Source organism: Nitratidesulfovibrio sp. 1201_IL3209 (assembly GCF_036763125.1).
Lineage (GTDB): Bacteria > Desulfobacterota > Desulfovibrionia > Desulfovibrionales > Desulfovibrionaceae > Cupidesulfovibrio.
This window is the reverse complement of record NZ_JBAIYT010000017.1, coordinates 52,412-66,325: the sequence shown is the minus strand read 5'-3', so window position 1 is coordinate 66,325 and position 13,914 is coordinate 52,412. Positions and strand designations below refer to the sequence as shown.

General features: G+C 69.9%; 12 protein-coding genes. 7 read left to right on the top strand and 5 right to left on the bottom strand.

The window, feature by feature from the left end:
- Positions 1-71 precede the first annotated feature (71 nt).
- From V6B97_RS09760 to V6B97_RS09750, 3 genes are all read right to left on the bottom strand, one after another.
- Positions 72-1,265 (bottom strand): hypothetical protein, encoded by a 1,194-nt coding sequence (locus V6B97_RS09760; RefSeq protein ID WP_333506318.1) that lies wholly within the window; start codon positions 1,263-1,265, stop codon positions 72-74.
- Positions 1,265-2,134: a nucleoside triphosphate pyrophosphohydrolase gene (mazG, locus tag V6B97_RS09755; RefSeq protein WP_333506317.1), complete on the bottom strand. Its 870-nt coding sequence runs from the start codon at positions 2,132-2,134 to the stop codon at positions 1,265-1,267. The genes V6B97_RS09760 and mazG overlap by 1 nt, the downstream gene beginning before the upstream one ends.
- Before the next feature lie 138 nt (positions 2,135-2,272).
- Entirely contained in the window at positions 2,273-2,749 is a 477-nt protein-coding gene (locus tag V6B97_RS09750) for a CvpA family protein (RefSeq protein ID WP_190244515.1), read from the bottom strand.
- 538 nt (positions 2,750-3,287) lie between these two features.
- Between V6B97_RS09750 and V6B97_RS09745 the strand changes: the two genes are divergently transcribed.
- From V6B97_RS09745 to V6B97_RS09735, 3 genes are all read left to right on the top strand, one after another.
- Positions 3,288-4,514, top strand: a complete 1,227-nt coding sequence (locus V6B97_RS09745; RefSeq protein WP_333506316.1) for an HDOD domain-containing protein — start codon at positions 3,288-3,290, stop codon at positions 4,512-4,514.
- Entirely contained in the window at positions 4,507-5,418 is a 912-nt protein-coding gene (locus tag V6B97_RS09740; protein ID WP_333506315.1) for a PAS domain-containing protein, read from the top strand. The genes V6B97_RS09745 and V6B97_RS09740 overlap by 8 nt, the downstream gene beginning before the upstream one ends.
- A 270-nt stretch (positions 5,419-5,688) precedes the next feature.
- Positions 5,689-6,780 (top strand): HD domain-containing phosphohydrolase, encoded by a 1,092-nt coding sequence (locus tag V6B97_RS09735; protein WP_333506314.1) that lies wholly within the window; start codon positions 5,689-5,691, stop codon positions 6,778-6,780.
- 115 nt (positions 6,781-6,895) lie between these two features.
- Here V6B97_RS09735 and V6B97_RS09730 read toward each other — a convergent pair whose 3' ends face one another.
- Together V6B97_RS09730 and V6B97_RS09725 are read right to left on the bottom strand one after the other, a co-directional pair.
- Positions 6,896-8,929: a methyl-accepting chemotaxis protein gene (locus V6B97_RS09730; RefSeq protein ID WP_333506313.1), complete on the bottom strand. Its 2,034-nt coding sequence runs from the start codon at positions 8,927-8,929 to the stop codon at positions 6,896-6,898.
- Positions 8,930-9,273: 344 nt separating this feature from the next.
- Positions 9,274-10,971 (bottom strand): sigma-54-dependent transcriptional regulator, encoded by a 1,698-nt coding sequence (locus V6B97_RS09725; RefSeq protein ID WP_333506312.1) that lies wholly within the window; start codon positions 10,969-10,971, stop codon positions 9,274-9,276.
- Positions 10,972-11,479: 508 nt separating this feature from the next.
- On the opposite strand from V6B97_RS09725, the gene V6B97_RS09720 reads away from it, so the two are divergent.
- The 4 genes from V6B97_RS09720 (at position 11,480) to V6B97_RS09705 (ending at position 13,879) form a co-directional block, all read left to right on the top strand.
- Complete coding sequence (locus V6B97_RS09720; RefSeq protein ID WP_333506311.1) at positions 11,480-11,971, top strand: PilZ domain-containing protein; 492 nt, start codon at positions 11,480-11,482, stop codon at positions 11,969-11,971.
- Between the two features lie 303 nt (positions 11,972-12,274).
- On the top strand, positions 12,275-12,838 hold the full coding sequence (locus tag V6B97_RS09715) for a hypothetical protein (RefSeq protein ID WP_333506310.1): 564 nt from the start codon (positions 12,275-12,277) through the stop codon (positions 12,836-12,838).
- Between the two features lie 249 nt (positions 12,839-13,087).
- Positions 13,088-13,384, top strand: a complete 297-nt coding sequence (locus tag V6B97_RS09710) for a hypothetical protein (RefSeq protein WP_333506309.1) — start codon at positions 13,088-13,090, stop codon at positions 13,382-13,384.
- A 117-nt stretch (positions 13,385-13,501) separates the two neighbouring features.
- Positions 13,502-13,879: a hypothetical protein gene (locus V6B97_RS09705; protein ID WP_333506308.1), complete on the top strand. Its 378-nt coding sequence runs from the start codon at positions 13,502-13,504 to the stop codon at positions 13,877-13,879.
- Positions 13,880-13,914: the final 35 nt, after the last annotated feature.

Below are 13,914 nucleotides of genomic sequence, written 5' to 3'. Positions count from 1 at the left end.
TGGCGGAACGTTTCCGTGGCGGCGCACCCGACCTTTTTCCGGTGGGCGGAAGACTGACGGAGAGAGCACCGTCAGGAGAGCAGGCGCATCAGGTCGTCCAGCCCCGTGGCCGGGTCGAACGCGCCCAGATCGTGTCCGGCCGGCGCATCGGGATACATGCCCCCTTCCGCCGGGTCCGGCGCGGCAGGGCGGCCCAGCACGGCCAGGCACATCCGGTCCATCAGGCGCACCCGGCGGCGCGCCTCGGCGGCGTCCAGGGCCGGGGCATGCACCCCCTGCAACATCAGGATTTCCATGTTCAGGCGGCCCAGCCGTTCCGTGAACTCGTCGGCCTCGCGCGCCGCGCGGGACAGGCGTTCGCGCCGGGCGGAAAGGGCTGCGTGCGCGCTTCCGCCGGGCGGCAGGTCGTGCAGCAGGTCCAGCCACAGGGCCAACGCCTCGACGTAGCCGGGGTCGGACGGGGGCATGTGCCGGATGAAGCGCAGCACCAGATCGGGACGGGATTCGTAGGAGGTTCGCACAGAGGATTCGGCGACGGAAACAGCCAGCGTTTCGGCAAGTTCGAACCGGGCGTCGCGCAGGGCCAGGCGCACCGCAAGGACTTGCGCTTCCGGCAGGTGATCGGCCACGGCGGCGGCCAGATGCGCGGGAATGGCCCGGTCCAGACGCAGGCGGCGCACCAGCAGGGCCATGGCCCATCCGGGCACGGGCAGCACGAGGCGCGCCGCGTGCGGGGCGTGTTGCGAGCCGTCTTGCGGTTCGTCACGGGTTTCGGACAGGTGCAGCACGGCCGGGCTGTCCGGCGGCAGCAGCCGCAGCACTTCTGCGGAGAGGGAAGACGCGATGGCGGGGGCAGGGGCAGGGGCAGGGGCAAAATCGGGGGCGGATTCGGACGTGGCCCAACCGGCATGGACCAGCAGCCGTTCCACGGTCAGGCGCAACGCCGTATCGGGATACAACAGGTATTCGAGAGCGGTTTCGGTGTCGGCAGCGGGCTGGTCGGCGGCTCCATCCCTGCCGTGCCCGGCCGTGCCCGCACCCCGGCCTTGCGGCGCGGCCCCCAGCAGCGGGGCCAGCCGCGCGGCGGCCTCCGCCCCCGGCAGGGCGGCAAGGCCCGGCAGGTCCAGTTGGGCTTCCAGGAATGCACAGGTCTCGGGATCAAGGCGCACCCCGGTGGCCAGCCACTGCCGCACCGCATCGGCGATGCGTGGGGCCAGCGGGCCGGACACTTCGGATGGGCCGGATGGGCCTGACGGGCCGGGCATCAGGCCTTTTCGGCGGCCTTCACCTCGTTCCACAGCGCGTCCTTTTCCTCGAAGGAAAGATTGGGGAAGTCCAGCCCGCGCTCGCGCGCCAGGGCTTCCATGCCCTCGAAGCGGCGCAGGAACTTCAGGGTGGCGTAGTCCAGCGCGGCGTTGGCCTTGATGCCCTTGCGGCGGCCCAGTTCCACGATGGTGAACAGGAAGTCGCCCAGTTCCTGCTCCTGGCGCTCCTTGTCGCCGCTGGCCGAGGCGTCCAGCCATTCCAGCCATTCGGCCTCCACCTGCTGTTCCACGTCCTCGTCGCTCTCCCAGGTGAAGTCCACGCGAGCGGCCTTGGAGTGCAGGCGATAGGCCTTGACCAGCGGGGGCAGCCCCTTGGGCAGGCTGTCGAACACGCCCTTGGGGGTCTCTTCGGCGGATGCGGCCTTCCCGTCGCCGCCACCATCGCCATCGGGCCCGTCGGCCATGGCCGCGGCCTTCTCCTCGCGCTTGATGCGCTCCCAGTTGCGCAGCAACTCCTCGCGGCTGGCGCATTCGCCCTCGGCAAACACGTGCGGATGGCGGCGGATCATCTTGGCGGCGTTGCCTTCCATGGCCTCGTCCAGGGTGAACTGGCCCTTGTCGGCGTACAGGCGGCCGATGAACGCCAGCAGGAACATCACGTCGCCCAGTTCCTCGCGCACGTCGTGCACCTTGCCCGAACGGATGGCCTCCACCAGTTCGAAGCATTCCTCGATGACGTAGTCGGCCAGCGATTCCGGGGTCTGTTCACGGTCCCACGGGCAGCCTTCGGGGGCCAGCAGGCGGTCGATGACATCGATGACGGCCTGAAGGCCCTGGGGAGAGGTCGGGGATGCGGGTTCGGTGCTCATGGTCTGCAATCCGTCGGATGCCCGGCGCTGCCGGGCGTTGGGGGTGGGGTTGGGGAGCCGGACCGGCCTACGCCGTCGGCGGAAACTTTGGCCGGCCTACGCCGTCCGTCGGGAATTTGGTCCGGCCTACGCCGTCCGTCAGAACAGTTGCTGCGGCAAGAACGTCTTCACGTAGCCGGTGATCATCGAAAGGTACGGTATCACGCGCGAATCGCGCACGAAGGCGGCGTCGGGCAGAAAGTGCAGCAGCACGGCCAGCAGGATGGAGCAGATCAGCAGCCCCTTGGCCGCGCCCATGACCCCGCCCGCCATGTGGTCCAGCCACCCCGCGAAGGTGATGACCAGCAGCTTGCGGATGATGCGCGCCACGATGGCCACCACCAGCAGCACGCCCAGGAACACGCCCACGTAGGCGATGACGTTGACCCACCCGGGGTCGCCCACCACCTTGGCCACATGCGGCGCGGCGTCGCCGTGGTGGCGGTTGGCCAGGATGAACCCGCCGATGACGCCCACCAGGCCCGCCACCTCTTCCACGAAGCCGCGAAACAGCCCGCGCAGGACGAACAACCCGACGATGATCAGGAAAGCCGCGTCCAGCATGTTGAAATTCATTCGGTTTCCTTGGGCAAGGGGAGTTGGGACCCGGCGGCGGGCCGGAGCAAAGAGGCGGATGCGGACCGCGCGCGGGCCAAAGGCGGACGGGCGTGAACCGGAGCGTGGCCGGGCGGCGCTGGGCGGCCTTGCCGGGCTCCCGTCCGGTCCCCCATCCGGTCCCTGTACGGGCACGTACCTACCAGAACTCGCCCCGAAGGGGAAGCAACGGGGCCGTGGCGGCGGCTGGCGGCCAGGCCGGGCGCTCGATGCGCGGCAGGCGGCCGGACTTTCCGGTGCATGGCAGCCGCCCCGGCGGTCCTCCGGCGGCGAAGGGGGCGGTGCGGGGCAATGCTGTTGCATGCGCCCGGTCATTTCCTGTACTATGCTTCGGGTCCGTGTTGCCCTTGGCGCTCTTTGGCGCCGACGCCCTCCGCCGGGCCGGGCGGCACCGGACGGAACACGTCCGGCCAGCCCGCCGCCACGCGGGCGGCGAGCCGGACCGCCACACTGGCGGCGAGCTGCATCGGGCCAGGCCCGAAGCCCCGCACGGAGTCTCATGACACGCATCAGCATCACAGACCTGAAGCCGGGCATGCGCGTGGCCGACGACATCCGCGACGGCAACGGACGCCTGCTGTTCAAGTGCGGCGACGTGCTGTCGCCCGCGGGCCTGCGCATCCTCAAGATCTGGGGCGTCACCGAGGCCGCCGTCATCGGCGAGGACGACGGCGGGGGCGACATGCCGCCCACCGTGGCCGCCCGCTTCGACGAGGCCATGGAGCGCACCCGCGCCCATTTCGCCCTGCACGACCCGGCCAACCCGCACGTGGCCGCGCTGCTGCGCCACTGTGCCATGCGCCTTGCCGCCACGCCCGCGCCGTGGCCCCCCGCCCCCGGCGACGCCCCCTGCCCCGTGCGGCCCGATCCCGCCCCCCGGCCGGTGACGCTGGAATCGGTGCTGCGCGAGGACATGCGCTTCGGCACCCTGCCCAGCGTGTTCCACCGCCTGGTGGAGGTGGTCAACGACCCGCGCAGTTCCGCCGCCGACGCGGCCGAGATCATCTCCAAGGACACCGACCTTTCCGCGCGCCTCTTGCGCATCGCCAACAGCGCCTACTACGGGCTGCGGGCGCGCATCGAAACCATCACCCGCGCCGTGTCCATCATCGGCACCAACCAGCTGGTCTCGCTGGCCATGGGGGTCAGCGTGGTCACGGCCTTCCGGGGCGTGCCGCAGGACCTGGTGGACATGCGCGCCTTCTGGACGCACTCCATCGCCTGCGGCGTGGCCGCGCGCATCCTGGCCGGGCTGCACCGCATGGGCAACGGCGAACGGTTCTTCGTGGCCGGGCTGCTGCACGACCTGGGGCGGCTGGCCATCTACGGGCAGTTGCCCGACCACGGGCGGCTGCTGCTGGCCGAGGCCCGCGCCCGCGGGACCACGGTGCGCTCGCTGGAGCGCGACATCGTCGGCTTCACCCACGACGAGATGGGCGGGGCCATCCTGCGGCAATGGAAGTGCCCGGTCTCGCTCGAACGCAACGTACAGCGCCACCATACGCCCGAAAGCTCCAGCGGCAGCAGCGAGCCGGCCATCATGGCCGTGGCCGACCTGCTGGCCAACGCCCTGTGCCACGGCACCAGCGGCGAAGTGCTGGTGCCGCCCCTGTCCGACGAGGGGTGGGCCGCCCTGGCCCTGCCCCCCGGCGCGGTGGTGCAGACGGCCAACCAGATGGAATATCAGGTGCTGGAAATCATCAGGTTCCTGGAAACGCATGACTAGCAACGACCCCACCTTCGGCAGCGCGGGCCTGCACGCCCGGCTGCGCCATCTGGAAGACCAGGCCCGGTTCACGCTCGACGTGCTGGACATGGCCTTCAACCTCGGCGACTTCCAGACCTGCATCAACCGGCTGGAAGAACCTTCGGCCCTGCTGGACGAGGCGGTGGCGCGCATCGGCGAACTGGTGCAGTTCTCGGTCACCGCGTTCTACCTGGTGGACGAGCACACCTCGGACTTCGTGCTGGGCCTGTGTCGTCCCAGCCAGGAAGGCCCGGCCATCGAACGCGAGGTGGAGCGGCTCATCGAGACCGGGGTGTTCGCCCTGGCCGTGCGCGAGAACCGGCCCATCACCGTGTATTCCTCGGACAACAGCCACCGGCTGGTGCTCAGCGTGCTGGCCACCACCTCGCGCGTGCGGGGCATGTTCATCGGGGCCATGCCGCGCACCGAAAAGAACCTTTCCGGCATCCTGCTCTCGCTGCTGTCGCTCATCCTCAAGCACTGCGCCAACGCCATCGAGAGCTTCGAGCTGTACCGCCTGCTGCGCGAGCACGACCGCCGCCAGCGCGAATTCATCGACACCCTGTCCGTCACGGTGTTCGAAACCGACCCGGCGGGCATCCTGCGCTCGCTGAACCGCGCCGCCGCAACGCAGTTCGGCATCGACCCGGCCACGCTGCCCCCGGCGGCGGGACTGCTGGACCTGCTGGCGCCGGACGAGCGGCCGCGCATGGCCGCCGCCATCGCCGAGGCGTTGCGCAACGGCCAGCCCGCATCGCTGGCCTGCGAGGCCCTGCACGCCTCGGGCACCACCTTTCCCGCCGTGCTGCACCTTGCCCCGTGCATGCACGATGGGCTGTGCACCGGCCTGCGCGGAGTGGTGGGCCGCCGCCCCGTGGAATAGCCCTGCCCCGTCCCACGCACGCGACGGGGCGGCGCGCGCACGCCCCCGCGCAGGCCGCGCCAAGCCCCACATCACCCCCTTGCGGCGGGTACCGCAGCCTGTTAGTGTTCGCATACCCGATACTCGCCGGGCCATGACCCACCGGCGGGCATACCGGCCAACCCCGCATCGCCGGGCGGGTCCGCCTCCGCCGCCCCGCCCGGCCCGTTCGCCACAGGCATCCAAACCGGCCCCGGCACCGCCCGGATGCGCCGCCCCTCTGGAATTGCCATGTCCACCCCGCCCAGCATCCTGGTCATCGACGACGACCCGCAGGTCCGCGGCTCGCTGGCCGATTTCCTGTCGGACAGCGGCTACGGCGTGCTCCAGGCCGAGGATGGCCGCGCCGGGCTGGACGCCTGGAAGGAGCACGGGCCGGACCTGGTGCTGGTGGACCTGCGCATGCCGGTGCTGGACGGGCTTTCGGTGATCCGGGCCATCGCGGCCTCGGGCCGGGGCACGCCGGTGGTGGTGGTTTCCGGCACCGGCGTGCTGCGCGATGCCGTGGCCGCCCTGCGCGAGGGCGCCTGGGACTACCTGGCCAAGCCCGTGGAGGACATGGGCGCCCTGGAACACACCGTGGAGCGCTGCCTGGAGCGGTCCCGCCTGCTGGCGGAGAACGAGGCCTACCGGGCCGGTCTGGAGGCGCGCATCGCCGAACGCACCCGCGAACTGAGCGCCGCCTACGACCGGCTCAGCGGGATGCTGGAGGCCACGGTGGATTCCCTGTCGCGGGTCACCAACCTGAAGGACGCCTACACCGGCACCCATCAGGCCCGGGTCACCGTGCTGGCCACGGCCATGGCCCGCAGGCTGGGCATGCCCGGCGACGAGGTGGAATCGGTGCGGGTGGCGGGCATGCTGCACGACATCGGCAAGCTGTGCATCCCCGCCCAGTACCTGCTGAAACCCACCGTGCTCGACGCCCACGAGATGGCCTTCATGCGCCAGCACCCCCAGTTCGGGCACGACATCCTGGAAAGCATCCCCTTTCCCCACCCCGTGGCGCGCATGGTGTTGCAGCACCATGAACGGCTGGACGGCTCCGGCTACCCGCACGGGGTGTCCGGCGACGCCCTGCTGCCGGGGGCGCGCATCCTGGGCGTGGCCGACGTGGCCGAGGCCATGTGCTCGCACCGTCCCTACCGCCCGGCCCACTGCGTGGAAGCGGCCATGGACGAGCTTGCCTCCGGCAGCGGCAGGCTGTACGCCCCGGACGTGGTGGACGCCTGCCTCGACCTGCTGCGCGGCAACCACGCCGACCATCCGGAGGTGGCCGACGTGCTGCGCCAGTTGCGGAGCGGCGACGCCGTGTGCTCGTAAGCGCGGAGAGCCCGCGCCAGCCCGAACCTACCCCGTCGAGACATGACCGGGACCGCCCCAGCAGGGACGATCCCGGTCTTCATTTGCACGAGTGCGCGCCGAGGGGCGCGCCGCCTCAGGCGTTCTCGCTCTGCATCTGCTCGATGATGGCCTTCAGTCTCTGGGCCTGCGCCGCAAGCTCGCTCACGGCCAGGGCCGACTGGCGCATGGCGTCGCTGGTCTCGGCGGAGATGCGGTTCACCTCCTCCACGGCCCGGTTGATCTCGTCGGACGCGGCGGACTGCTGCTCGCTGGCGGTGGCGATGGAGCGCACCTGATCGGACACGGAATCGGCCAGGGCCACGATGGCCGCCAGCGACTGGCCCGCCTCGCGCGCCCTGCCGGTGACGCTTTCCACCTCGCGCACCGTCTCGCCCACCTGGGCGATGCTCACCTTGGCCCCCTGCTGGATGCCGCCGATGGCCTCACCCACCTCCTTGGTGGCGGTCATGGTCTTTTCGGCCAGCTTGCGCACCTCGTCGGCCACCACGGCGAAGCCACGCCCGGCGTCACCGGCGCGGGCCGCCTCGATGGCCGCGTTCAGCGCCAGCAGGTTGGTCTGGTCGGCGATGTCGGAAATCACCCCCAGGATGGCCCCGATGCGCTCGGTGCTCTTGCCCAGGGCGTCCATGTCGCGGTTCAGGGTTTCGGAATGGCGCTGCACCACGCCGATGCCGCCGATCATGTCGTCCACGATGCCCGACCCGGCCGCAGCCTTGGACTTGGCGTCGTTGGCGGTATCGGCGGCAAGGCCCGCGCTGCGGGCCACCTCCAGCACGGTGGCGTTCATTTCCTCCATGGCCACGGCGGTCTCGCCGGTGCGGCGGCTTTGCAGTTCCGCCCCGCGCGAGGACTGCTCTATCTGCGCCGAAAGCTCTTCCGAAGCGGCGGACACGATGTCCACGATGCCTTCCAGTTCGCGCGCGGCGTGCAGCATGCCCTCGCGCCGGGCCTGTTCGGCGCGGGCGCTGGCGGCCTCCGCCTCGGCCATGGCCTGCCGGGCCTTTTCCGTTTCCGCCGCGGCAAGGCGGGTCTGCTCCTGGGCCTCGCCTATCTTGTCCTTGAGCGTGGCCACCATGGGGCGCAGGGCGTCGGCCAGTTGGCCCACCTCGTCGCCGGTGCGCACGGCAAGTTCGGAATCCAGGTCGCCCCCGGCCACCGCCGTGGCATAGGCGGTGGTGCGCGAGATGGGCCGCGACAGGGCGCGCGCCAGCAGCCAGGCCACCGCGATCATCACCGGCAGCACGCCCGCCATCACCGCCAGCGACGAATTGGTCACCCGGTCCTGCACCTCGATGATGCTGGCCACCGGCATGCCGATGAACCACATGCCGATGGTCTTGCCGTCCATGTCCAGGATGGGCCAGTACGCCGTCTCGTATTCGCTGCCGAGAATCACGTTGCGCGCAAGGAAGGTCTTGCCCGCGTTGAACACCGTCTCCATCACCTTGGGGTTGTCCATGCGCGTGCCCACGGCCCGCTTGCCGTCGCGCACGATGGTGGTCATGACGCGCGTGTCGCCCTTGAACACCGTGACCTCAAGGCCGGTGAACGACTTCAGGTCGTCCACGAAGCCCTCGCGCACCAGCGAGGTGCCGATGGCCACCGTGCCGATCACCTTGCCGTCCTGGCGGATGGGCGCCCCCGCCCGCAGGGTGAACGGCACCACCGTGCCGGATATGACCCCCACCGAGGCCTCGCCGCGCAGGGCGCGCCGCACGGTGTCCTGGTCCAGCACCGAATCGCCGGTCTTGTCGGAGTGCCCGCGCGCCAGCACGTTGCCCTTGTCGTCGGTGACGGTCATGAAGTCCGACCCCACGTCGCGCATCAGCCGCCTGGCCAGTTCCGCCGCGCGCGGGCCGTCGCCCGCCGCCACGGCGGCGGCGAAGTCCGCGTGCTGCGCCACCAGGGCCACTTCCTCCAGGAACTTGGAGGAACGGTCGCCGATGTTGCGCACCACCACGTCGCGCAGCCGGGTCACCGCCTGTGCCGATTCGTCGGCGAAACCGCGCTTCATGAAGTGGTGAGCCGTGCCGAAAATGGCCGCCGCCGTCAGCAGCACGATACAGATGACCATGATGAGCAGTTTGCGGAGAATCGTCAGTTTCATGCACGCCTCGCACGGTAACAAGGTGAGTGTGTACTGCACTTATCGGACAACCGCTCACGAACATTAGGGAACACGTGCTCGTCAACTGCATGCCGGAACCGTGCCGGGCGCCAGGTCTGGCGCCATGTCGGGGCGGGACCGGCCGCCTGCCTTTCGAGCCATGTAACAGACATGTCGGATAGTTGTCTCCCTCCGTCAACCAAAAGCCGTGCGCGGGGCGCGGAGTGCGTCGCCATGTCCCGTGGGCGCGCGCCCACGGAAGAAGCAGCGGCGCACGCGCGCTCGGCGTGGCGCATACGGCCTCGCACGGGCGGAACACAGGGGGGAGCAAGAAAGGTGGCGGGTCAGTTGCTGTTGCGTAGCGAGATGGAGTGCTTCTGCAACAGCTCGTACAGCCGGGCGCGGGAAAGGCCCGAAAGGGCGATGGCCGAGGCGATTTCGCCCCGGCTGCGGCGGATGAGTTCCATGAGGTAGGCGGATTCCATGCGGTCCATGGTCACCTCGCGCGCGGAGCGGAACGAGGGGAACACCTCGTTGGCGAAGCCGAAGCCTTCCCGCTCCACGGGCGGCGGGCAGGTGTCGGACGGCATGGCCGCCATGGCGGCAGTCACCCCGCGCGGGGCGGAGGACGACGCCCCCGAGACGCCGCCCGCGCCAGCCGGGACGGGAATCCCGGCGGGGCCGGGCATCACGGAAGGGCCATAGGCCACGGACGAGGCGGGCGGCCCCGGCAGGCCGTACGAACCGGGTTCCGCCGCCGCTCCGCTGCCGTTGCCCTTGGCCCCGGCTCCTGCCCCGGCTCCTGTCCATGTCCCGGACGCCGGGAGGTGCTCCTCTTCCTCGTGCTGGCGCGCGGGTGACGGGTCGCGCCGGGCGCGCATGACGTGCCCGCGAATCTCCACCGGCAGGTGCTGCGGGTACAGCCGCTGCTCGGCAAAGGCCGCCTGCACCGCGTAGTGCAGGGCGTTGATCATGTCGCGCACGTTGCCCGGCCAGTGGTAGATCTGCAACGCGTCCACGAAGTCGGGCGCCATCTGCTTGGCGGCCAGACGATGCTGGCGGCAGATGCGGTCCACGTAGTGCCGGGCCAGCGGTTCGATGTCGTCGCGCCGTTCGCGCAGGGCGGGCAGTTGGATGATGCGCGTTTTCAGACGGTGGTACAGGTCCTTGCGGAAGGCCCCGCGCCGTACCATGTCCTCGATGTCGCAGTTGGTGGCGGCCACCAGGCGGAAGTCGCTGCGCACCTCGTTGCGGGCGCTGATGGGACGGAAGGTGCGTTCCTGCAGCACCCGCAGCAGCGACTTCTGCACCGAAAGGTCCAGGTCGCCGATTTCGTCCAGAAAGATGGTGCCGCCGTCGGCCTGCTTGAACAGGCCGTCGCGGGCGGCGTCGGCCCCGGTGAACGAACCGCGCTCGTGCCCGAACAGGATGCTTTCGGCCAGGGTGCTCGGCAGGTTGGTGCAGTCCACCACGATGAACCCGCGCCCGGCGCGCTCGCTGTTCTCGTGCACGGCCCGGGCGAACAGTTCCTTGCCGGTGCCCGTCTCGCCCAGGATCAGCACGTTGGTGTCGGTGCGCGCGGCCACGCCCAGCGAATGCAGGCAGCGTTCCAGTTGCAGGCTGGCGCCGATGATGTCGCCGCGCTTGATGTTGGCCTGGCCGATCAGGGCCACCTTGGCGGCGTGGTGGTACAGGCAGCGTTCCAGCACCTGGCGCACGGTGGATTCGCCGAAGGGAGGCAGCAGCACGTCCCACGCCCCGGCGCGGATGGCGTCTTCCGCCCTGGACCCGGCGCGCTCGGCCGTCAGGGCCAGCACCTCGGGCTGGCCGCGCATGGCGGCCAGTTCCGGCAGGCAGGCCAGGCCTTCCGGTCCGGGGGTGTCCACGTCCAGCAGCACCACGTCGCACGGGCGGCGGCGTCCGCTGGCCACCGCCTCCTCGCAGGTGGAGACCACGCGGCATGCATGCCCGGCGGCCGTGACGGCGGGCACAAGGTGTGCCCTGTACTGTCGCGTGGGATCGATCACCAGAACGTCTGCCATGGTCCCCTTCCGCCGGCCACATCCGCCGGCCCCCGATCGTACGCCACCGCGCCGCATGCCTTGTGCCCGCACGCCACGCGCGCCCGGACGCGCCAGGCCGAACCCGGAACATCCGGAATAGCCGCACCGCCCTGTGGCGATGCGGCCCCCCCCAGCCACCAACGCGGACCACGCCGCGCGTAGCTGTCCGTAATGCTATGCCACAGCATTGTTTTTTCGGAAAGGGGGCTAGATTTGCACTGGACAACATTGCATCGTCCGCAGCCCCCCTTTTCGCCCCCTGTTCGGGGGGCCCTGTCCGCCTTCTCCGGACGCGCGCCGGTCCGGCCGGACCGGCGCCGTGTCCGCCACGGCCGGAAACGCGCCTTGAGGAACATTTTTAACAACCTGTTATAATACAATAATCCGTCAAACGAACCTGACCCTCCTTCACGGATGGCACGGACTTTTCATATCCTGGCGTCAAGCGTCATTGTCTGCCTTTTGTGGACAACACGGGAGATCAACCATGAGAAGATTCCGCGAACTTCGCGTTCCCCACGACCTGCTGAAGCGCATCGACATCGCCGCGGAAGAAATGGGCATCACCACGACGGCTCTCGTGGAAGGGCTGCTGGAGCGCTACCTGCTGCGCCGCGACGCAAAATCGCGGGACGACGCGGACCGGCGCGCCTTCGAACGCCACCCCATCCGCCTGCCGGGGGTGGTGTACGTCACCGAGCCGGATGGCCACTACGGGCGCTACCAGCCCGTGGAACTGTACGACATCTCGCTGAACGGCGTGGGCTTCCGCATGCCCCCCAATTCCGAACTGGACGTGCGGCTGGCCGACGGCGAATTCGAGGTGATCTTCCGCTTGGACGACAGCAACCCGCCGGTGCGCATGCGCTGCCGCAGCACCCGCAACGAGCGCGGCAAGGGCGCCACGCGGGTGGGGGCCTCCTTCATCGGCGGCGACACCACCAGCCACACCCTCATGGAGCGCTACTTCGTCCAGTAGCCGCCCCGCCGCCACTCGCCCGCCGCCGACCGCCGCGCGCCCCCCTTCCGAAGACACCATGGGACGCGCGGGGCATCGTCTTGCCCGCCATCCGCCCGCACCCGCTTGTCCCCCCTTGTCCCCCTTGTCCCCCTTGTGTCTTGACGCACCCCGCGCCTTTCGCGCAAAGTCTCGTCCACGACGATGCCGGACATCGCCCGCCAGACAGGCGCGGGCACCGGCTCCGGCCTCCCGCGAGCGCGCGGCGGCGCCCCGGCGCGCCGTGCCACGCCCCACACGAGCACAACCCCAGGAGACAGGGACATGGCGGAACATACTGTGGAAAAGCTAGAGGTACAGCCCTACTTCGACGTGGAACTGCTGATGAACACCAGCCAGGAGACGCGCATCGGCGGCGAGGTGATGACCCGCCTGATGCAGCGCTGGGAAGCCTGGATGGACAAGCTGCACGCCCTGCGCATCGACACCGGCAAGATCCAGTATCTGGCGGTGTGGCTGGACAACGAGGTGGAGGACGACGTGGACAACGCGTGGGAGACCTCCCCCTCCGACGCGTTCATCATCAACTCCCTGGCCCAGACCATGGTCATGAGCGCCGTGCACATGCTGCTGCCCGAGGTGGAGGACGTGGGCTGCGCCCCGGCCCCCAAGTCCACCGACAAGTTGCGCGCCGCGCTGGAGGCCGAGGGCCTGCCCTACAGCGGCGAAGGCCCCACCCTGTCGCGCCGCTACGCCGTGGTCACCCATTTCCCGTTCAAGGGCGGCTGCGAAATCTGCACCCTGCTCAAGGACTGTCCCAAGGGCTCCGGTGCGGCGGGCGCGCCGTCGTCCATCGTGCTGCCGGGGTACGAGCCGGGCCACGACTAGCCGCGCGGGCACGGCCCGCCGGGACGGATCACGAACCGGGATGCGGAATGCACGGGGCCATGGCGCGGATCGGCGCCATGGCCCTTTCCGTTGCCGGTCCCGGTGGAGCACCGCGATGCCTGCCCGTTGCTGCGGCCACACTCCGGGCCGGCCCGCCGCCCCACGGCATGGCGCCGCCTTTACTTCACCCCGCGACTACCCTAGAATGCGCGCCCAAGGAACCGGAGCAGGCCAGCCCGGAGGGCACACATGTCCACGGATTTCGCCATGCAGTTTCCCGGCGAAGGCCGGATGAGCATCGGAGGGCTTCGGGCCATGTCCCAACCGCCCGAACCGCGGCACGGCCCGCCCCATCTGGCGCCGCCATCCCCTTCCCTGCTGGACAAGACCCAGGCCGTCGTTGACGACATGGAGGCCGATGCGGCCGCCGAGCGGGCGCGGCTGGAGCGGGCAGGCTACAGCCCGCCCAGGGGCGATACGCGCCACCTGAGTCCGCTGGTGGTGCCCGAACGCATCGAGGGCACGCTGGTTTCGCTGATCGGCTGACGCGCGTCACTCCGCCCGATACGGCCGCCCGCCCCGGTTGTCTGCCCGGCCCGTCTGGCCCAATCTGGCCCCGTCTGACACGATCTGGCCAGCCCCATACTTTCCCAAGGAGCGTCCATGAGTCAGGACCCGAAATACCCGACCCGAATCCGCTACGAATACGAACACGATCCCGGCGTGCGGCTGGAGTACGCCCACGGCGTGTGGGGCGGCATCAACCCGCAGGGCGAGATCGAGATAAGCTTCTACATAGAAACCGACAAGATGCCACCGTTCTCCGAACGCCTGGTGGCGCCCGACGGCAGCTTCGGCCACGAGGTGGCCCCCTACGACGAGAACCTCAAGGTCATCACCCGCCACATCCGCTCCAAGGTGGTGCTGAACTACCACACCGCCCGCGCCGTCCTGGAATGGCTGGAGGAAAAGGTGGAAACCCTGGAAATGGAAGAGGAAGGCGGCATGATGTACGAGGGCGAAGGCGCCCTCGAACAGTAGCCCGGCCTTCCGGTTTCCCATGCCTCGAAGCCCCT